This is a genomic window from Dyadobacter sp. CY323 (assembly GCF_021390245.1).
In the GTDB taxonomy this organism is placed as follows: Bacteria; Bacteroidota; Bacteroidia; order Cytophagales; family Spirosomataceae; genus Dyadobacter.
On sequence record NZ_JAJUXH010000002.1, the window covers coordinates 486459 to 507524 of the forward strand.

General features: G+C 45.1%; 19 protein-coding genes. 7 read left to right on the plus strand and 12 right to left on the minus strand.

Translation table 11 applies throughout. The features are described 5' to 3' along the window. Positions 1 to 4 precede the first annotated feature (4 nt). The 11 genes from porU to hisH all read right to left on the minus strand — a co-directional run bounded on the left by porU (position 5) and on the right by hisH (position 9174). On the minus strand, positions 5 to 3289 hold the full coding sequence (gene porU / locus LZG72_RS05440) for a type IX secretion system sortase PorU (protein WP_233868535.1): 3285 nt from the start codon (positions 3287 to 3289) through the stop codon (positions 5 to 7). Positions 3290 to 3371: 82 nt separating this feature from the next. Further along, complete coding sequence (locus tag LZG72_RS05445) at positions 3372 to 3986, minus strand: hypothetical protein (RefSeq protein WP_233868539.1); 615 nt, start codon at positions 3984 to 3986, stop codon at positions 3372 to 3374. Positions 3987 to 4054: 68 nt separating this feature from the next. Continuing rightward, the gene (locus LZG72_RS05450; RefSeq protein ID WP_233868542.1) at positions 4055 to 4315 is read right to left on the minus strand and encodes a hypothetical protein; all 261 of its coding nucleotides are present in this window, start codon (positions 4313 to 4315) and stop codon (positions 4055 to 4057) included. Positions 4316 to 4383: 68 nt separating this feature from the next. Beyond that, positions 4384 to 5157 (minus strand): geranylgeranylglyceryl/heptaprenylglyceryl phosphate synthase, encoded by a 774-nt coding sequence (locus tag LZG72_RS05455; protein ID WP_233868545.1) that lies wholly within the window; start codon positions 5155 to 5157, stop codon positions 4384 to 4386. Next, the gene (locus tag LZG72_RS05460) at positions 5154 to 5576 is read right to left on the minus strand and encodes a hypothetical protein (protein ID WP_233868548.1); all 423 of its coding nucleotides are present in this window, start codon (positions 5574 to 5576) and stop codon (positions 5154 to 5156) included. Before LZG72_RS05460 ends, LZG72_RS05455 begins: the two co-directional genes overlap by 4 nt. 98 nt (positions 5577 to 5674) lie before the next feature. Then, positions 5675 to 6013 (minus strand): phage holin family protein, encoded by a 339-nt coding sequence (locus LZG72_RS05465; RefSeq protein ID WP_233868551.1) that lies wholly within the window; start codon positions 6011 to 6013, stop codon positions 5675 to 5677. A 61-nt stretch (positions 6014 to 6074) separates the two neighbouring features. Next, a complete protein-coding gene (locus tag LZG72_RS05470) occupies positions 6075 to 6410 on the minus strand; it encodes a phage holin family protein (RefSeq protein WP_233868554.1) in 336 nt (111 codons plus the stop codon). Positions 6411 to 6422: 12 nt separating this feature from the next. Beyond that, the gene (gene hisIE, locus LZG72_RS05475; RefSeq protein WP_233868557.1) at positions 6423 to 7052 is read right to left on the minus strand and encodes a bifunctional phosphoribosyl-AMP cyclohydrolase/phosphoribosyl-ATP diphosphatase HisIE; all 630 of its coding nucleotides are present in this window, start codon (positions 7050 to 7052) and stop codon (positions 6423 to 6425) included. A gap of 13 nt (positions 7053 to 7065) precedes the next feature. Then, entirely contained in the window at positions 7066 to 7839 is a 774-nt protein-coding gene (gene hisF, locus LZG72_RS05480) for an imidazole glycerol phosphate synthase subunit HisF (protein ID WP_233868559.1), read from the minus strand. Positions 7840 to 7844: 5 nt separating this feature from the next. Continuing rightward, positions 7845 to 8567, minus strand: coding sequence for a 1-(5-phosphoribosyl)-5-[(5-phosphoribosylamino)methylideneamino]imidazole-4-carboxamide isomerase (hisA, locus tag LZG72_RS05485; RefSeq protein ID WP_233868562.1), 723 nt, complete (start codon positions 8565 to 8567; stop codon positions 7845 to 7847). A gap of 19 nt (positions 8568 to 8586) precedes the next feature. Beyond that, positions 8587 to 9174, minus strand: coding sequence for an imidazole glycerol phosphate synthase subunit HisH (gene hisH, locus LZG72_RS05490; RefSeq protein WP_233868564.1), 588 nt, complete (start codon positions 9172 to 9174; stop codon positions 8587 to 8589). A gap of 283 nt (positions 9175 to 9457) precedes the next feature. Between hisH and LZG72_RS05495 the strand changes: the two genes are divergently transcribed. The 7 genes from LZG72_RS05495 (at position 9458) to LZG72_RS05525 (ending at position 20852) form a co-directional block, all read left to right on the plus strand. After that, positions 9458 to 10948, plus strand: coding sequence for a M14 family zinc carboxypeptidase (locus LZG72_RS05495; RefSeq protein ID WP_233868567.1), 1491 nt, complete (start codon positions 9458 to 9460; stop codon positions 10946 to 10948). A 138-nt stretch (positions 10949 to 11086) separates the two neighbouring features. Beyond that, positions 11087 to 13903, plus strand: a complete 2817-nt coding sequence (locus LZG72_RS05500; RefSeq protein WP_233868569.1) for a TonB-dependent receptor — start codon at positions 11087 to 11089, stop codon at positions 13901 to 13903. Between the two features lie 72 nt (positions 13904 to 13975). After that, on the plus strand, positions 13976 to 15334 hold the full coding sequence (locus LZG72_RS05505; RefSeq protein WP_233868571.1) for a T9SS C-terminal target domain-containing protein: 1359 nt from the start codon (positions 13976 to 13978) through the stop codon (positions 15332 to 15334). A gap of 165 nt (positions 15335 to 15499) precedes the next feature. Beyond that, positions 15500 to 16129 carry a HupE/UreJ family protein gene (locus tag LZG72_RS05510; protein ID WP_233868574.1) on the plus strand — a complete coding sequence of 210 codons (630 nt, stop codon included), beginning with the start codon at positions 15500 to 15502 and terminating at the stop codon, positions 16127 to 16129. A 32-nt stretch (positions 16130 to 16161) separates the two neighbouring features. Next, entirely contained in the window at positions 16162 to 18543 is a 2382-nt protein-coding gene (locus tag LZG72_RS05515; protein ID WP_233868576.1) for a M1 family metallopeptidase, read from the plus strand. A 190-nt stretch (positions 18544 to 18733) separates the two neighbouring features. Then, positions 18734 to 19888, plus strand: a complete 1155-nt coding sequence (locus LZG72_RS05520) for an ATP-binding protein (RefSeq protein ID WP_233868578.1) — start codon at positions 18734 to 18736, stop codon at positions 19886 to 19888. Between the two features lie 16 nt (positions 19889 to 19904). Continuing rightward, positions 19905 to 20852 carry a D-2-hydroxyacid dehydrogenase gene (locus tag LZG72_RS05525; protein ID WP_233868580.1) on the plus strand — a complete coding sequence of 316 codons (948 nt, stop codon included), beginning with the start codon at positions 19905 to 19907 and terminating at the stop codon, positions 20850 to 20852. On the opposite strand, the gene LZG72_RS05530 is transcribed toward LZG72_RS05525, so the two are convergent. Next, complete coding sequence (locus LZG72_RS05530; protein ID WP_233868582.1) at positions 20853 to 21050, minus strand: hypothetical protein; 198 nt, start codon at positions 21048 to 21050, stop codon at positions 20853 to 20855. It abuts the gene before it with no gap. Between the last annotated feature and the right edge of the window lie 16 nt (positions 21051 to 21066).

The window sequence follows — 21066 nt, forward strand, 5'->3', positions numbered from 1 at the left end:
TACATTAATGGGAGCGCACCAGCTTCCCCGATCTTTGGTCACTACTATTGTCTTTTAGCGACCGGATTGTGAGCCGGTATGGGAGCAAAGTTTGTGTCGCTACGCCATTTGCCAGTTGTTCAATACTTACAGTTTCCTGAATGGATGGTTCACTGTTGTAATGTAGCCAGCGGAAATTCCCCAAACGTTGCCCGTTGCCCAAGAAGATGTCAAAAACAATTTCTACATCTTCATTCCCTCTGCTATGATCCAGGTCAATCGTGAGATCCTTTTCAAAAGGGTTTGGATAAACGTTTAGTGCATTAAGCCTGATCTTACTTTCGGCTTCCACTAGAAATCCGAACGCAATTTCGGAAAAGTTAGTATAAGTATCCCACACTTTTAGCCGAGCCACATATTTACCGGTTGGCAGATTATCAAATGGAAATTGCACGACACCTGATCTGTAATCGTTCGTGCTGGCAATGTAATAATCGTTCAGCACGATCGACATTGTGTCGTTTAAAGTCAGGGTGATATTATGGTCACTTCCATTCCTGGAAATATTTATGCCATTTTCATCACTCAATCGGGCAATCAGCAAAGGTGACGGACCAACTACATCTCCATCTTTAAATGATTCATCGTTTAGGTAGGCGGTTATCTTGGGAGGTGTATTGTCCGCTGCTGGATTTCCTTTTCCGCCAACGATCACATCAAGCTGCGCAGAGGCATCAATTAAACTGTCTGACTCTATTGCATATACATTTGCCCTGCCCAACCCAAATGCCTCATCCATTGCTTTCGGCATCATGAATTCGCAGGTAAACTCTCCAGCCGTTACGGAAACATTCCCATCAAACAATTTGCTCCGGAATTCCGCGTACCTTTCTTTCTCACCTTCACTTCCCAACGTTTGAAAATCTGTCCGCTTGTCGTAGATAGCAACTCTGGCATTTCCTTCGAAAAGACTGTCTGTCATACCGGTCGTCTCGTCATAAATTTCTCCTTTCAACGTAACCTTTTGCATAGCCCGCAATGTATCAGGCTTTTGGCTCCACCGGACGCTTTGTTGTGCCCGGCCCAATCTCATGGACGGATCTCCCAAAAGTGTAAAGTTGCGGTTAAGACTTCCCACCAACGCCTTATTTTTTGTTTCTTTTACCAAATCTCCCATTCGCCTGCCATTAACCGGAACGATCAGTGATTCGTAAAAAGCTTTGCTAAGTGTAAAATTAGTACTGGAATAAACCGGGCGCGTGGTACTAATGGCACCGATTGCCGCGCCTCTGGGACTTAATACCATGAGTTCCGCACCCGATACGGTCCCCTGATCATCATAACGGCCGAAGTCGCAGGTTGCCGTAAAAAGAAGTGGCAGATTGTCAATTCCGCGCGCATTTTGCATATCATTCAAATCCAGAACCTGTTCTTGCGCCCATCCGCTGGTTCCGCCGTGTCCCGTGTAATTCAGGATTAATGTACCGTTACTGATACTTTTCCGGATCTCGGTGTTTACCGCCGGAGCTTTCTCCCCGGTGGCTGTTTTGATCTGGGAAAATTCATCAATGAACATCCGGGAAGACATAAATTTCCCCTCTATGAGCCTGGCAAGCTGATCCGCATGGCTTTGGTGAATATTTCCGTCACCATCATCTGCTACAAATTTTACTGCATTTTTCCAGTTCCCCGCAGCCCGCGACGACTCGTAGCGAATTAGCTTGTCCACCATTATTTTAGCCTCTGAAACCGTTTTGACCGGCAACCGGCCGACACCGATGTCCAGAGTGTGATCGCCCAAAGTTGATTCCACCCATTCACCTTCATTAGCGGCCATAAACCCAAAGTAATCATCCGACGAATAGGTGTAAACCGGACTCAGCGATTCGCGGCTTTCATAAACTGGTACCCAATTTGTCCGCTGGAACTGTGTCTGGTTTTTATAACGGTTTCGATGATCATAGGTAGCGTCTCCAAAGAGCAACAGATATTTAAGTTTACCTGGTTCTTTATTATAGAAAAACCTGCTCAAATCGCGTATCGCGGTAAGATCCGGTCTTCCGGAGGCGAATTCGTTATATACCTGACTGGTAGTTACGACCAGTACATCCAGCCCATCGCTACCTCTCCGGAATGCCGCAAGTCGTTGAGCCTGCGCCTCCCAGACAGGTGCTGTCACGATGATCAGATCCGGGGTTTCTTGTGACGTCAGATCCTGATTACCAATGCGTTGCCAGCCAGACAGATCAAATGCCTGTTCCGGTTTAAAAACGATATACTTACTTAATGTCTTTGCTCCTTTCGCGCTAAAAGAAAATGATCCAGCCGCATTCTGCCCGTTTACCAGTGCTGGTAACGCTCCATTTGTAACGTTCCATAGATATCCGCCATTGGCAAAGCTCTGAAACTGATACGTGATGGTATCACGGTTTTGTGGCAAAAAATGATAAACCTGCTGCTTTTCATAAGTCCGCAACTCCCGCCGGACCTGCATTCCTACATAGTCGAGATAGGCCTGAGCAGAACCCTGGCCATTCTTATTATAAGTTACTGTCAAAGAGAATGATGGAGGAGAAGCCGCAGGAGCAGTTGTCAGATATGTTGCCTCGGAATGTAAGGCCCGCACATCATACGTGCCGCTGGTTACGGTTCCGATCCGCCCCTCGCCGACAGCCTGGCCGTTCAATGCCCAGGTAAAGCTGGTTGGAATCTGCGCCGAACCTATCGCGGACGTTCTTACCTTAATTTCGGAATCAGGAATAACACCAGGAAGGTCAATTGACATGGTTAGGGGCGCTGATCCTCCGAGATATTCGCCCCACCATTCACGACCGGATTTCAGTAAGTTGGTCGATTCCGCTTCGTGATACCAGTAATCATCAAACTGAGTGACCACTTTTGCGGATCCGGCCGAAACGAGACCCATATTTTTGACACGCAGTCCGTCATCTGGCCCAACGGTGAGAAAATAGTAGCTCGTGTCGGAGTAGCAATTGACCTTATGCTGCAACTCCGCTTTAACTGAGTCATACACGATTACGTGCGGACCTTCGGCATAAAAAAAAATGGCGTCGTTATTGTCAAACTTTCCGTCTTCTTCGCCCGCCACCCAAATGGCGTTTTCCGTTAAGGCATTTCGATAACCGGAAGCATTTGATTGCGGCAACATTGCACCGCCATTTCCGAAAATGCGGATTTTCTTAGGGGTAATTTTTGAGGGATCCATGCCTATCTTCCGTAGCTGGGCAGGACCAATTTTGTGAACACCCGTCTGGGTGATGGTCAGCTTGTACCAATCACCTGTCGCCAAAACGGATTTTTGAGCCTCTACCGAAAAGTGAATTAAAATCCCTATGCAACAGAACGCTGCATGTTTTAATATCATAAACACATCAACACGCTTCAACCAATGCATGGGCCGGGATTGTATAAAGACGCTGTGAAGCTTTGTCCGTACAAAGCACCCGGGTCCTTCTCAGCGTTCCCCGGGTAAATGTTCTGTTCTGAAAAACGAAGCTGGAACCTTCATTCAATTGAAAAAGGGCTATTCTTCCTGTATCCGCATGTTGATCGTCATACTTTCTGAGCGCATTAAAAAGAATCTGATCTCCGCCGGTAGATGCCGCAGGGTTTTGTGAATAACGAAGCAGTGGGACAAGAACGTCTTCCGGAAAAATACTTTCATTCATGACGGGTAACAAAAGAACCCGAAATTCATGTTTCCATTCGGCTCCATGTGGCGCAATCTGCCTTCTGGACCTTCCTTTGTATTTGTAATGTACCACGCAGTGAGCAACCTCATGCAGATACGTGATCAGGAAATTATATGGATTGAGATTGACGTTGACCGTTATTCTGGGGATGAAACCTGGCCTGACGGTGAAATCTCCAAGTCGGGTGCGGCGTGGCCGTGACAGGAAGAAATCGAATTTATGTAGTTGATATAATTCTTCGCAATAAGCAATTGCACGTGACGGAACATGCAAGCCAAAGGATCCATTTTTCATCCTTTAAATAAAAAAAGAAAAGCCCTATTTTCATAGGGCTTTTCAAGATTTTCGACTCGTACGTCTGATTACTTGATTGAATCAGCAGCAGCAGTGTCAGAAGCAGCAGTGTCAACAGCAGTAGTATCAACTAGAGGAGTTTCAACAGTTACAGCAGTTGTGTCAGCAGATTCGTCAGCTGGTTTGCTAGTACAAGCAGCGAAAGTTACCATCCCGGCAACAAACGCTAAAGCAAAGATTTTTTTCATTTCTTGGGTGTAATTAAGGTTCGATGCAAAGGTAACAGGATTAGTTTCAATAATCCTAATTTTGAGTTTGTATTTTTCCAAGAACTTAAAAATTCCTTAGAAAATTTTCTCGACCCTCTGTTATATGCAATTATTTCACCCATTTATTCCTACACGCTTTCCAGCTTACGATTGTAAGCTTTTACGCAGGCTGCTACCTCCGGAAGGAGATCCGGATTTTGTTCTATTCCATTACCGACCACAATTACATCAGCACCCGCATTCAGAGCGTTGTCGGCCTTTTCATACGAATCGATGCCGCCGCCGACGATAATCGGAACATCCACCGTGTCACGTACTGCCGCGATCGTCTCCGCAGTAACCGGAAACTGAGCTCCGCTGCCTGCATCGAGAAAAATGTTTTTTAATCCTAAATATTCCCCGGCGAGCGCGGTACAAGCTACGATGCCAGGTTTATCGCGAGGTAATGGTATTGTATTGCTGATATAGGAAACCGTAGTAAGTCTGCCGCTTTCTATTAGCAGATAACCGGTCGGCAACACTTCAATTCCGCTTCTTTTCAGTAAAGGTGCGGCAATTACATGCTGCCCGATAAGCAACTCCGCATTACGTCCGGAAATAAGAGAAAGTAACAGAATTGCGTCTGCGGAAGGATCAATATGAAGGCTGCTACCCGGAAAAAGGATAGCAGGTATGGTTGTATGTTCGTGAATGGCGGCGATCAGTTTATCTATCGCGTAATTGGTTATGAGGCTTCCTCCCACGAAAAAGAAGTCAACGCCATGCGCAACCGCATATTCAAGGAATTTCGGAAAGGTAGAAAAGTTTACTTTATCAGGATCTAAGAGAACGGCAAACGATTTCCTTTTTTCTTCTCGTCTTGTGGAAAGGAGGTTTGCGATTTTTTGATTCGCTGCTTTCATTCAGTTTTTCGTTCGTCTTCAATTAAATGCTTCAGCTTTTGGCGCGCCCAACCAATTGCAAATGTCCAAGCCAAACCCTGCACAGCCTGCATAACCGTCGCCTGTGTTTTCTTATTGGTGATCCGGCTTTTTTTAACAAGTACAAGTTCGTCCAGCCGCTGCTTTTCTTTCTCTCGTTCCTTGTCTTTTTTTGTTTTTGGAAGAATCGCATTCATTACCACAAACGTAGTAACTACGACCCCGCCAATGACAAGTGCCTTCTTGCCATACTCTGTTGCATCGCTCTTGAGGTTAGTCCACTGTCCTTCAAGCCTTTCCTTGTAAAGATCAGCATCCTGCAACAATTCTTGCTTCTCTTTATCCGTATCGGAAGAAAAAGGCTTAGTGACCTTTACTGAAGAATCTATCGAAGAACTCATTTCATCCCTGTTTAATAGTGGTCTGTGAAATTTCGGAAAGAGATCCAAAAATAGTAATTCAGGGTAAATTAATCCCCCAATTTAAACTATCAAATGCATTATTCCTCTTTCTCCTTTAAAAAGCGAACGATCAACCCTCGAATAAACCTGATCAGATTTTCTCTCCAGATGATCCAGGCTGCCAGTTTTAAAACAAAAACTCCCAGCAAGATGAGGTATCCCAGATAATCGCTATCAAGCCATTTATTTAGGAAAGTACCTATTAAAATAACAATCAGGATCAGTATGGTAAGTGCAATGCAGAGCACCAGAGCGGCATAAACCGCCATTACCACTGCACGCTCGATCTTGTCTCTCGTCTCAATTTTAAACAGATCGATGCGGGTCTCGAAATACTTAAAAAGTGTTTCCTTAATTTCCTCTAATTGACTTAGCATAAGCGGTATTTGTCAAATCATGTGCATCTTATTACCGCCTGGTTCACAGGCTTTCAATACACTAATCCAAAAACATACCAAGAATAGACGAAACGACAGAAACGACCAGACCAAATAGCAAAGCGGAAATGAAATTGTCGATTGCAAACCCGTTTACCAAAAAAGTAGCGATGTAAATAATAAAAACATTCACTACGAAATAGAACAACCCGAGGGTGAGAATGGTAATGGGAAGTGCCAAAATCTGAAGTACCGGCTTCAGAAACGTGTTCAGGATACCCAGTACGATTGCCACTATGACGGCCGTTCCGATGCTGGAAACTACAACACCCGGAATTAAATTCGCTGCTAGCAGTACCGCCAAAGTACTGATTACAAGTCGTAGGAGTAATTTCATACCTTACAATCGTTATTGGTGACGGCTACGAAGTACGTCAATTACCTCATCTAAGTCAATGTTTTTCTGCTCCAGAAGTACCAAAAGGTGAAACAGCAAATCAGACACTTCATTCTTGAAAAGCTCGGTATCATTATCCTTGGCCTCGATCACCACCTCCACCGCTTCCTCGCCAACCTTCTGCGCAATTTTGTTGATCCCTTTCTGAAAAAGGCTGCTTGTGTAAGACTCTTCGCTTGGGTTCAATTTTCTTTCCCGGATCACTTTCTTCTGAAGGTAATTGAGAAAAAACGCCTCCCCCATCCGCTCATCCTGACTATTTTTTTCCCCAAAACAGGTATCAGAGCCGGTGTGGCATGTAGGACCTGCCGGGGTGGCTTTAATCAGTAACGTATCTCCATCGCAATCGGCGATAATTTCATTCACAAAGAGAAAGTTACCCGAGGTTTCACCTTTTGTCCAGAGACGCTGTTTGCTCCGGCTGAAAAAAGTAACGGTACCTTCCATCTTCGTTTTTTCCAATGCTTCCGGGTTCATGTAACCCAGCATTAGCACTTTATCCGTGTGAATGTCTTGAATGACAGCGGGAATCAGCCCGTCTGCCGACTTATCAAAATGAATCGTTGAAAAGGTTTCGCTCATGCGTTCTGTTGTTTTACTTAGTCATTCTCATTGGCAGATTTTTGCCATTCAGATATTCTTTCAAATCAGGTATACCGATTTCCCGGAAATGGAAAATACTGGCTGCAAGTCCCGCATCTGCCTTTCCCGTTGTAAAGACGTCATAAAAATGATCCATATTTCCGGCTCCGCCCGAAGCGATTACCGGGATATTTGCATTCCCTGAAATCGTCGCCGTCAGTTCTAATGCGAAACCATTTTTTGTACCGTCCGTATCCATCGATGTGAGCAGTATCTCGCCTGCACCGCGATCTTCTACTTCTTTCGCCCAGGGAATCGAACGTATTTCGGTTGGCTTTCGGCCACCGTGCGTATGTACAATATGCTCATTTCCATCCTCCGTTTCAATATAACGCGTATCAATGGCGACCACGATGCATTGACTTCCAAACTCGAGAGAAAGCTCATTAATCAAATCGGGGTTCCGTACAGCCGCTGAGTTAATGGAAACCTTGTCAGCACCGGCATGTAGCAACGCGGAAACATCCGCAATGGATGAAATGCCCCCGCCCACGGTAAAAGGGATGTTGATCGTCTGTGCTACCCTTCTTACCAGATCGATAAACGTTGATCGCCCGTCAATCGTAGCCGTGATATCCAGATAAACCAGCTCGTCGGCTCCTTGTTCCGCATATAATGCGCCCAGTTCGACCGCATCACCGGCATCACGGAGGTTTACGAAGTTTACACCTTTTACAGTCCGGCCGTCTTTTACATCAAGACAAGGGATTATTCTTTTTGTTAACATAGTTTTTAAACTGAAAAACGCTGTAAATCGGCGAGGCTGATCCGGTTTTCATAGATAGCCTTCCCGATGATCACGCCGTAAATGTTCATTTCGGCCAGCTTTTCTACATCTTCCAAACCACTGATCCCGCCGCTGGCAATGATGTTCAGGTCGGGACATTTATCCTGGAGATTTTTATATAGATCAAAAGAAGGTCCCTGTAACAAACCGTCTTTTGCCACATCCGTACTGATGGTAAACTTCACGCCTTTTGCGACATATTCCTCCACAAAATCATACACCCAGATCTGTGTCCCTTCCTCCCAGCCACTTACCGCCACTTTTTCTTTCTTCGCGTCGGCACCGAGGATTATTTTCTCACCTCCGTATACTTCCAGCCAGTTTTGAAAAACCTCAGGCTGTTTTACGGCGATGCTTCCGCCGGTTACCTGCTTTGCGCCCGATTCAAATACAATTTTCAGATCATCATCCGACTGCACGCCGCCGCCGAAATCAATGTGAAGTTTCGTTTTTGCAGCGATGCGTTCCAGGACTTTCCAGTTGACGACCTTTTTAGCCTTGGCTCCGTCGAGATCCACCAAATGCAGACGTTTCAGTCCCGCATCTTCAAATTGCATCGCCACTTCCAGCGGATTTTCATTATAGATCGTTTTTTGGCCATAATCTCCTTGGGTAAGCCTTACGCATTTCCCCTCGATCAGATCAATAGCAGGTATAATTTGAATCATTTGTAATGCAATTCGTAATTCAGATTTTTAAAAAATTCTCGATAATCTTCTGACCTGAGTCGCCGCTGATCTCGCAGTGAAATTGAGCCGCGTAAAAGTTGTCTTTCTGAAGCATGGCACTGAAAGGTAACACATAATCGCAGGTTGCGACCGTGTATTCGCAAACCGGGGCCGCATAACTGTGTACGAAATACATATATGCGCTATCGGCAACTTCCGCGGTAAGTGCTGATTTGTAATCAAATATATTGTTCCAGCCCATATGAGGCACTTTCATTTCAGGAGTCGCCGGAAAACGCTTTACATCCACGTCGAAAATGCCCATGCAGGTCGTATTATTCTCCTCCGAAAAGCGGCACATCAGCTGCATACCTATACAAGTACCAAAAACCGGTTGTTTTAACGACGGGATCACTTTGTCCAGCCCCACCTTGCGAAGATAATTCATGGTAGTGCTCGCCTCCCCTACGCCTGGGAAAATAACCTTGTCGGCGGACCGGATTTCCGCCTCGTCGTCGGTATAAAGATAGCTGGCACCAATGCGGTCCATGGCGTACATGACCGACTGCACATTACCTGCGTTGTATTTAACAATTACAGTTTTCATTCAATATGCTATAAAAAGACAATAAAAAAGCCCGATTTTGAAAATCGGGCTTCTGGGATACTATGTATTCAACCTTATTACAACACTACTTGCAAAAACACATCATCCGAGACGTCCGAGAGCCAAATGGCAGTGATGAAAATGATGATATGTTTCAGCTCTTAACATGGCACAAATGTAAGTAAATAATGCTAATCTCCGAGCGCGCCGGGCAAATTTTACATTAAAATTTGCTTAGAAAAATATTTGTTACATTGCGTCATAAAATGGCGTTAGACCACCCATGACACTATTATTTTCAGAACTATTTCTTTTGCTGCTTACCTTGACAACTGTTCAATCCCTGGCGCAATCCGACGATCTTGCCCGCCGGCTTTTTGATGCTCACCCGACTTACCGCGAGACTTCCCTCACCCAGCGACGATTTAAACAAAAAGATATTCTGCCGCTGATCGCCAAAAGACAGGGTAATGCATTATACCAGATCGAAAAGGTGGGTGAGTCCTTTGAAGGCCGCACGATCCAGATGCTGAAAGTTGGTACCGGCAAAAAAAAGGTGCTTTTGTGGACGCAAATGCATGGCGACGAGCCGACGGCCACGATGGCCAGTTTCGATATCTTCAATTTTTTAGAAGGTAAAAATGACGGTTTCGACAGCTTCCGCAAAGAACTTCTTGCCAACACGACCTTATACTTCGTTCCGATGCTCAACCCCGACGGCGCCGAACGTTACCAGCGCAGAACGGTGCAAGGTATTGACATGAACCGTGATGCAGCAGCGAGACAAACACCCGAGGGAGTTATATTAAAAGGACTTGTGGATAAACTAAAACCCGATTACGGATTTAACCTGCACGACCAGAGTCCACGTTATTCAGCAGGGCGTAGCCCCAAAGTAGCGACCATTTCTTTTCTCGCGACTTCCTACGATTACGAACTTTCGGTGAATAAAGTCCGTGAACGTTCCATGCAGCTGATCGTGGGAATGAATAAGGTTTTGCAGAATTACATTCCCGGCCAGGTAGCACGATACGCCGACGACCACGAACCCCGCGGATTTGGGGATAATGTCCAGAAATGGGGTACGACTCTTGTTTTGATCGAGTCGGGAGGATATGTGGGTGACCCGGAAAAGCAGTACATCCGGAAACTCAACTTTATGGCCATTCTATCGGCACTAGGCACGATTTCGGACAATTCACTCACCAAAGAAAACCGGGAAAAATATTACGATATCCCGGAAAATGGCAGGTGGGTTTATGATCTGGTTGTCCGGAATGCCACTGTAAAGCAAGCCGGAAAGTCATTCACCGTCGATTTTGGCATCAACAGGAATGAAGTAAGTTACTCTAATGCAACCAAGTTTTTTTATTATAGTAAAATCGAAGACTTCGGCGATCTGCACCCACAGTATGGAAGCCAGGAAATAGACGCAACCGGCCTGACCGTTGAAAAAGGCAAAGTGTATCCAACCACTTATAAAAATGTAACCGAAGTAAGCAAACTGAATGCATTAGACCTGCTGAAACAAGGATATACCTACGTGCGACTTGCATCGGATTCCAACACGCGGGCACTCGGTCTTTATTTTACCACAACTCCATTACATATACTCCGCAGCGGACAAGCCGCTCCGTCGGGAACGCCTGGCCTGGGCAATACAGCCACATTTATTCTCAAAAAAGAGGGTAAGGTCAAATATGCGGTGATCAATGGCTTTGTACATGATCTGGATAAATTCAGCGCCGAAAAAGGCCAGGGGATCGTCGAATAAGTTATTGATTTTAAATATTTTATTAAAAACTCCGTTGCGGATTTTGGTCTCCCGAAATAACCGAGCCATAATATAGCGTTAACATTGAGGTAATGTTGCCGGTCTACTTTTGTGTCGAAAATAATTCTGACACAGAAGATGAACTTAAAAATTACCTCCTTTCTATTTTTCCTGCTCAGCACTTCGCTGGTTTACGCCCAAACAGGCTCCATTAAGGGAAATATTGTCGATTACAAAACCAAAGAAGCAGTTATCGGAGCCAGCGTCGTTTTAAAAGGCTCCACTCCGCCAGTAGGAACAGCAACGGATGTGGAAGGAAATTTCGACATTCAGAATGTCCCAACCGGAAAACAAACGGTTATCGTAAGCTACGTTTCTTACAAGTCGAAAGAAATTGCGATCGAAGTTTACCCAAACCAGGCTATTCTCATCAATACGACCATTGAGGAAGATGTTGCAAACCTGGAAGAAGTGAAGATCGTAGGGCAACGTCAATCCTTCACCGACGTTTCCGTTATTACCGAAATCAAACAAGCTGAGCAAATCGCAGTCGGTATTTCTGCACAGCAAATCCAGAAATCACAAGATCGCGATGCTTCACAGGTTGTTCGCCGCGTGCCGGGTGTTTCCATTCAGGACGATCGTTTCGTAATCATCCGCGGGTTGAACGAGCGCTACAACACGGTCATGCTGAATGACGCGATCACGCCTTCTACCGAAGTGGATGTTAAATCTTTTTCCTTTGATCTGATCCCAAGTACGGCCATTGACCGCATGATGATCTACAAATCCGGCGCACCTGAACTTCCGGGTGAATTTGCAGGTGGTATCATCAAAATTTATACTAAAACAATCCCGGACGAAAACGGATTTACATTCAACCTGACGGGCGGCTATCGCGGAAACACTACATTCAAGAACGTCCGTGATTACGCAGGTTCTTCCCTGGATTGGACGGGTTTCGGATCAGCAGACAGAGCGTTACCTTCCGGGTTCCCCTCGACCAGAAGACTTCAGTTAGAAAATTCGCCATCGGACGCAACATTGAACGCATTCCGCAACCTTCCCGAGTTTTATGATCTCAAATCAAAATCGGTAACACCGGACCTTCGCGCTTCATTGGGTTACAACCATAAGTTTGAGTTGGGAAATATGAAGTTGACGACATTCAATAACATCAACTACTCCGCTACACACCAGTTTTTACCAACGACACAATTCCGTTACCTGAGCTTTAGTACAGAGAAACAGAAATCTGACATTCAGAGCTCGTACCAGGATGAATTATACCAAAACAATGTCCGCCTCGGCGTAATGTCCAACTGGGCTTTCATCATCAATCCAAATCATAAAATTGAATTCAGAAACCTGTTCAACCAGCTTTCAAACAAGGAAACCAACTTCCGCCAGGGATTCAATACGGATAATGATACCGAAGTACAGAACTACGCATTCCGCTACGAATCCAAAAGCATTTACTCAGGTCAGCTCGGCGGAACACACGAACTGGGCGCACATACAACCGTGAAATGGCTGGGCGCATTGGGAACCACCATTCGTAATGAACCGGATTACCGCCGCTTCATTACCAGCCGCGCAATAGGCAGCACTGGTCCGTTTAAAGTAGAATTGGTTCCGGGAAGCAACGCCAGCTTGACGAGGGGTGCGAGATTTTACTCTGAATTAACTGAATATACAAGCTCCTTCCGTGCGGATATCGAACATCGTATTGAACGCAACGGCTACGAAGACGATGAAAGCATGCAGATCAAGCTTCGTGCCGGTGCCTATGGTGAAATGAAAGACCGGGCATTCAAAGCACGATGGTTTAATCTGAGCAATTCGGGCAACGCTTCTCAAGAATTGCTTGATCAAGCCCCGGCACAGCTTTTTGATTCGCAAAACATTGCCGGTGACAAGCTTTATTATGCCGAAAGAACCAACACGGACGACAAGTATAATGCTCAAAACACCCTAATGGCCGGATATCTGGGCGCTTACATTCCGTTCAGCAAAAAATTCAATGCTTCGGTAGGTCTGCGAGTTGAGAACAACATTCAGAAACTGCAAAGCAGACAGCGCGGAAACGGCGACCGTATCCGCATAAACAACCCGATCTTTCGCTTCCTGCCTTCCGCAAACTTTGCTTACAATTTCACCGAAAAATCGCTGGTAAGACTAGCCTACTCTGTCTCCGTGAACCGTCCTGAGTTCCGCGAGCTGGCGCCATTTACTTACTATGACTTTAACTTCGATGTATCGCGTGTTGGTAATCCGAACCTGAAAACGCCTTCGATCCAGAACGTAGACCTGCGTTACGAATTCTATCCAAAAGAAGGCGAAATGATCTCGGTTGCAGCATTTTACAAACACTTCACCAATCCGATCGAAACACGTATCCGCTATGCTGGCTCAGGCGTGTCATTCTATGTGGATAATGCAAAGTCTGCTTACACTGCCGGCGGGGAAATTGAACTGCGCAAATCACTTAAAAATCTGACTGTATCCCCATTCATGGATAACCTGAGCGTGATGCTGAACGCATCGGTGATCCACAGTAATGTGTTAACGGGTTTTGCAGGGCAGGAAAACGACCGTCAGTTACAGGGACAATCACCTTACCTGATCAATGCAGGACTTTATTACAATGACTTAAACCGTGGCTGGCAGGTGAATGCACTCTACAATGTGGTTGGTCGCAGGATCTTCCTGGTGGGTGACAACGAAGTACAGCCTACAGTATACGAAATGGCAAGAAATGTCATTGACCTCAACATTGTGAAGGCTTTGGGAGAACACATTGAAATCAAAGTGGGTGTCCAGGATCTGCTAAACCAGCGTTTCCGCCTGATCCAGGACAGCAATCTTGATCAGAAGATCAGCAGTGTGGATGAATCCTATCAAAGCTACAGACGCGGCAGCTACTCAACGATTGGCGTGACTTACAAATTTTAAAAAACAACAAGTCGTAAACCGGCTCTTTTATCACCAAGAACTTTAAAACAGAAAAACAAACAATTGAATTTTATGAAAAACACAGGTAAACTTTTGAGCTTGCTGATGTTGGGCCTTACAATGTTCGGATCTATTTCTTGTACAAATGATGATGACGATGATGACGATATAATCGTAACGCCGGTAGGTGAAATGAAAACCATTACAGGCAAAATTACCACAAACACGACCTGGACAGCTTCCAACCAATATCTACTTTCAGGATTTGTATACGTTGAGGCAGGCGCTACATTGACGATCGAGCCGGGAACGATCATTAAAGGAGATGGAACCCTGAAAGGCTCACTGATCATTAAGCCAGGTGCAAAGATCATAGCTGTCGGAACTGCTGATAAGCCCATCATATTTACATCAAGCAAGGCTGCCGGCCAACGTAAAGCAGGTGACTGGGGTGGTTTGATCCTGCTTGGAAAGGCTCCTGTAAACAAGCCTAATGCAGTTATTGAGGGAGAAAATCAATCAACATTTGGTGGAACCGAAGCAGCGGATAACTCAGGACAACTTAAATATGTTCGTATCGAGTTCGCTGGTATTGCCTACGAAACTGATAAAGAAATCAACGGTCTTACATTCGGTGGCGTTGGCTCAGGAACTGAGATTGATTATGTTCAGGTTTCGTACTCCGGTGACGATTCGTTCGAATGGTTTGGTGGAGCAGTAAATGCAAAACACTTGATCGCATACCGTGGTCTGGACGACGATTTCGATACCGACAATGGTTTCTCAGGAAATGTACAATACGGTTTCATTTTGCGCGACCCGGCAGTAGCTGACTTAGCTGGTGATTCAAATGGTTTTGAGTCTGACAATGATGGAACGGGTACGGCGGCTACGCCTCAGACATCTGCTAAATTTGCTAATGTTACCATTGCCATGGCAGATGTAGCGCCACAAGGAACAGTGAATGCGAAATTCAACTCTGCATTGCGTATCAGAAGAAATTCAGCGATCTCGGTTTACAATACTTTGATTACAGGTGCATGGCCACGTTCAGGCGTAAGGATCGAAAACGATCTTACCATTGCAAACTTCGCGGCCGGCAGACTTAAAATGGACGGAAATGCAGTTGCGATCACCGGTACACCTGCACAAGGCGTATTTGAAGGCATCACACAAGCACTTTTCATCCCTGCTGCAAGCAAAAATACAGTTGCTGCCGTGGCTGATCTGAAACTGGCTACTGGTTACAACTCCATCACTGCAAAACCAGGTCTTCTTCCACAAGCCGGTTCGTCATTGTTGACCGGCGGCGCAACATTGCCAGCAGGATTTGAAGCAAATACAGTGGTTGGCGCATTCGGAGCAACCGACTGGACCGACAAATGGGCTAACTGGGATCCACAGAATGCCAACTACGAAATCAAGAAATAATAGTCTTATATAATTGGTGTCAGAATTTCGAAAGGCCGGGAGCACATGCTTCCGGTCTTTTTTCTTTTGTATTGTTTTACTCCTCCGAATAGAATAACTTCGGGTTCAGGTTTTTTGTCTTGACAATTATTTTTGTCAGGATTTTTTATTTTCAAATCAAAGTTAATGTCCGAGTTTCAGGCTTACCTACAATTAGGTTTTAATCATATTACGGATTCCAATGGCTATGACCATATTCTCTTTATCATGGCGCTTTGTACAGTATATACCTTAATTGATTGGAAAAAAGTGATTATCCTGGTGACTGCATTCACCATCGGACATTCGATCACGCTGGCTCTGTCTACCCTCGGCTTTGTCAATATCAAACCCGACTGGATCGAATTCCTGATCCCGGTTACCATCGTTATTACAGCTTGTCTCAATTTTTTTTACAAAATACCTAAAAGCTCTTTTTCACAGAAAGAACAAACTTACGCAGTCCGGTACCCGATGGCGCTGTTTTTCGGTTTGATCCATGGTTTGGGCTTTTCCAATTACCTGCGGGCACTTTTAGGAAAAGAAGCTACCATTATAAATCCATTACTAGGCTTTAATATCGGATTGGAACTCGGACAGCTGATCATTGTCTTTGTCATTTTGTCCATCGCTTTCGTCCTGATCGAAATTTTGAGAGTACAAAGAATGAGCTGGATCCATATCGTTTCCGGCATCATCGTAGGAATGGCCTTCTCACTGATACTTAACAACGATCTCTTCAAAACACTGACAGGTTCGCCTGCCTCCGTCGAATAACCCCAGAATTAATACATCAATAACTAACTAATATGAAAAAAGCGCTGCTCCCGTTACTGCTATTGCTGGTTTCCGTGGCATCCATTGCCCAGCAATTAGCCCCATCACCTAATTACAAAGCAAACGACCGTTTTGAACAACTCGGCACAGTACTTCCTACTCCAAATTCAACCCGCGCCGCATCAGGTGCGCCGGGACGTGAGTACTGGCAACAACGTGCGGATTATGACATTAAAGCGGAGTTGGACGACGAAAACCGCCGCATTATCGGTTCCGAAACCATTACTTTTTTTAACAATTCCCCCGACGATCTTAAATACATCTGGATGCAGCTAGACCAGAACCTGTTTAAAAAGGACGGTATCGGCGCGATGTCGAAAACGGGGAGTGTAAATGAAAAAGGCATGAGCGTCGCACAGCTGGCTGCATTGAATACCGGCCGGGGTGCCAGCCTCGACCCGAAAACAGAATATGGTTACCAGATTTCAGCCGTAAAAGACAAAGCCGGAAAAGCATTGCCATACACGATCAACGGCACCATGATGCGCATCGACCTGCCGACAACCCTGAAACCAGGCACGAACGTTGTTTTCGGCGTTGAATGGAGTTATTACATTACGGAATATTACGGTCGCAGCGGTTATGAATTTTTTCCAAAAGACGGGAATGCCAATTATTTTATCGCACACTGGTTTCCCCGCCTCGCACCGTATGACGATGTCAATGGCTGGAACCACAAGCAATTCCTGGGACAAGGTGAATTCGCATTGATCTTCGGAAATTATAAAGTGGCGATCACCGTACCTGCCGACCATGTGGTGGCTGCCAGCGGTGAATGCCAGAACTACGCCCAGGTTTTGACCGCAACCCAGAAACAACGTCTGAAAAAAGCAGAAACGTCCAAAACACCCGTTTTGATCGTTACCCAGGCAGAAGCTGAAAAGGCAGAAAAACGCGAGAACAAAAACCCGGGCAAGAAAACCTGGATCTATAAAGCGGACAATGTGCGCGACTTCGCATTTGCCAGCAGCCGGAAATTCATCTGGGATGCGATGCAAACCGACGTTTACAAAAGTGGCCGCAAAATCTGGTGCATGTCCATTTACCCAAAAGAAGGAAACCCGCTTTGGGAACAATACTCGACACGCGCCGTGGCACACACATTGAAATCCTACGGAGACCGCACCTTTGAGTATCCTTACCCGGTTGCAATTTCCTGCCATTCAGTGGCTGGCGGGGGAATGGAATATCCGATGATCAGCTTCAATGGCGGTCGCCCGGAGGAAGATGGTACATATAGCGAAGCTGTGAAATATGGCATGATCGGGGTGATCATTCACGAAGTTGGTCACAACTTTTTCCCGATGATCGTAAATTCAGACGAGCGTCAATGGGCCTGGATGGATGAAGGATTGAACACCTTCTGCCAATATCTTGCTGAAAAAGAATGGGATTACAACTTCCCGACCCGCCGCGGTGAGCCGAATCAGATTACCGAATACATGTCTTCCGACAAGTCTGTTCTATCCCCCATTATGGCTTCCGCCGAGAATGTAATTGGTTTAGGACCAAATGCGTATGGAAAACCTGCCACTGCATTGAATATCCTGCGCGAAACCGTTATGGGCCGCGAACTTTTCGATCATGCATTTAAAGAATATGCCACCCGCTGGCGTTTCAAAAGCCCCACGCCAGCCGACTTTTTCCGTACTATGGAAGATGCTTCCGGCGTAGATCTCGACTGGTTCTGGAAAGGCTGGTTTTATGGTACTGAGCCTGTGGACCAGGATCTTGTGAGTGTAGACTGGTTTAGCATTGATACCCAAAACCCGCAGATTGAAAAAGAAATCGCGCGTAAAGCAGCGGCGGCGAAATCGAATACCATGAGTAAAATCCAGGATGCCAAAACAAAAGGCGAAACGGTCGTTGCCCAGGATTCGACCATGGCTGATTTCTACAACCGCTACGATCCATTTAAAGTAACCGAGGCCGACAAGCAGAAATACGAGCAATACCTCGCGTCGCTTTCGGAAAACGAACGTCAATTGATTCAGGATAACACCAATTTTTACACTGTTTCAATCAAAAACAAAGGAGGTGTCCCAATGCCGGTGATCGTGAAAATGGGTTTTGAAGACGGTACCGATTCGGTGGCGGTTTTTCCTGCTGAGATCTGGCGTTTCAATGATGCCCAGATTAATAAGGTGATCACTACCAAAAAGAAAGTAGTTCAATGGACACTCGATCCGTACCAGCAGATCGCTGACATTGATACCGAAAACAATTCATTCCCGAGAGTTGCCCAGCCGACACGTTTTCAGATATTCAAACAACAACAGTTGAAAAAAGTACCAAATCCAATGCAAATGCAAGGTGAGGGAGCCGGGAAGATCAGCACTGATCCTAAAAACTAGAGTACACGTTATTTAGTTTGAGATCCTTTCCGAATGCTTTTCGGAAAGGATTTTTTATGCAATTTCAAAGTTGAAGCTATGTAATTTCAAAGTGGAGATTATGTAATTTCAAAATTTAAGCTATGTAATTTCAAAGTAAAAGTTATGTAATTTCAAAGTTTGCGTATATTTGCAGGCTAACTTAAAGATTATGAGCTTCATAAAAAGACATCTTGAAAATGCTATCCAAGCTCAGGCAAGCAAATATCCTGTCATTGCCGTGACAGGTCCAAGACAGTCAGGCAAAACAACTCTGTTACAAAACATATTTAAAAATTACGAATACATTTCTCTCGAAGACCCCGACAATCGCGCATTCGCTATTGATGACCCGGTAGGATTTTTGAGAAAATACAATGATCGTATCATCCTAGATGAAGCCCAGCAAGCCCCTACCTTATTTTCCTATATACAGACCATTGTCGACAAGTCTAAAAAAATGGGGCAATTCATTCTTTCAGGATCTCAAAACTTTCAGCTTCTAAATAACATTACTCAGAGTCTGGCTGGCAGGGTTGCATTGTTTAAGTTGCTTCCCCTGGATTTTGAGGAAATGAAATCCGCGAAACTGCTTTCCGATGACTATGCGAAAGCTTGTATCAATGGATTTTACCCTGCGATCTATGACAGAGACATTGATCCGACAGTGTTTTACACCAACTACGTTCAAACCTATGTAGAACGCGACGTTACCGAACTTATGAACATTCGGGATACTCGACAGTTTCGAATATTTTTAGGTCTGTGCGCCGCAAGGGTTGGTCAGTTGCTAAACCTGAACTCCCTGGCAAACGAATGCGGAATCTCCCAGCCGACTGCAAAAGCCTGGCTGTCGATTCTTGAAAGCAGCTACATCATTTTCCAGCTTCAACCTTTTTATCAAAACTTCAATAAACGCATTGTCAAAACTCCAAAACTCTATTTTTACGACACCGGATTACTATGTAACATCCTAGGTATCCGAGATACCGACATATTTATCCATAGTCCATTGAAGGGAAACATTTTCGAAAATCTGATTATTTCTGAATTGTATAAAAAAAGTGAACATAACTATCTTCATCGCGACTACTCTTTCTGGCGGGATTCAAATGGTCATGAAATAGACCTACTGACTCAAAATGGCAACGTTTTCGACATATTTGAAATAAAATCTACTCAAACTATCCGGACTGAACATTTCAAAGGGCTGGATTTTTTTAATGATATTGCTCAAAATAAAACGGGCACTAAAACGCTCATTTACGGCGGAACTGAAAATCAGGAAAGGAGTAAATATTCCGTCATTACCTGGCGCGACATCTAATTCAAAAGTCAAAAAAATGAAAATCACAATCCTAGACGGCTATACCTTAAACCCCGGAGACCTGGACTGGGCTCCTATTCTGACCCTGGGAGATGTTAAAGTATACGACCGGTCAGCGCCGGAAGAAATCGTGGAACGGGCCGCAAATGCCGATGTTCTGCTCGTCAACAAAGTAGTATTGTCAGAAGTTACCCTGGATCAGCTCCCGAAAGTAAAGTACATTGGTGTAATGGCGACAGGTTTCAACAATATTGACATCGCAGCCGCCCGTAAACACAATATTACCGTTACTAATGTTAAAGCATATGGCCCGGCTTCGGTCGCCCAGCAGACTTTCGCATTGCTTCTCGCGATCATGAACCGGGCCGAAACGCATAGCCAAAGTGTATTTAACGGAGAATGGGTTGCATCTCCCGACTTCTGCTATTGGAAAACGCCATTAACAGAGCTGGCCGGAAAAACGATGGGACTGATCGGATTCGGGGACATTGGATCACAAGTTGCCAAAATTGCCGCAGCCTTCGGAATGCATGTAATCGTCTATCGAAAACATCCGACTGAAACAGAGGGAGTTGAAATGGTGACTTTGGAGGAAATCTTTGAAAAAAGTGACGTAATCAGTCTGCATTGCCCATTAACAGACGAAACAAAGGAAATTATCAACAAGGAGAGTCTGGCAAAAATGAAACCTAATGCCATTGTGCTCAATACCGGCCGCGGCCCGTTGATTCAGGAAACGGATCTTGCCGAAGCTTTACGAAAAGGTGTGATCGCCGGTGCCGGGCTGGATGTATTGTCGACCGAACCGCCAAAACCGGATAATCCGTTACTTTCCGTACCCAATTGTGTGATTACGCCACACGTTGCCTGGGCCACATTTGAGGCGAGGAAACGATTATTGCAAATGGTTGCCGATAATCTGGACAGTTTCCAAAAAGGAAAACCGACGAATGTAGTCTCGTAGCTAAGACTTCTTTTTCTTCCCCGTTTTCTTTTTCCTGCCCCAATTCTTCTTCATTTTGGAATAAGACTTTTTACTCACGGTCTTCTTACTTTTTGGTCGCGAAGTACCTTTCTTTTTGCGGGCGTTGATATTATTTACCAGCGAATTTTTTACGCCTAACTTGTTCTTTTTTCTGCCGTGCTTTTTTGCTTTCGCCATTCTGATGAAGTTTATA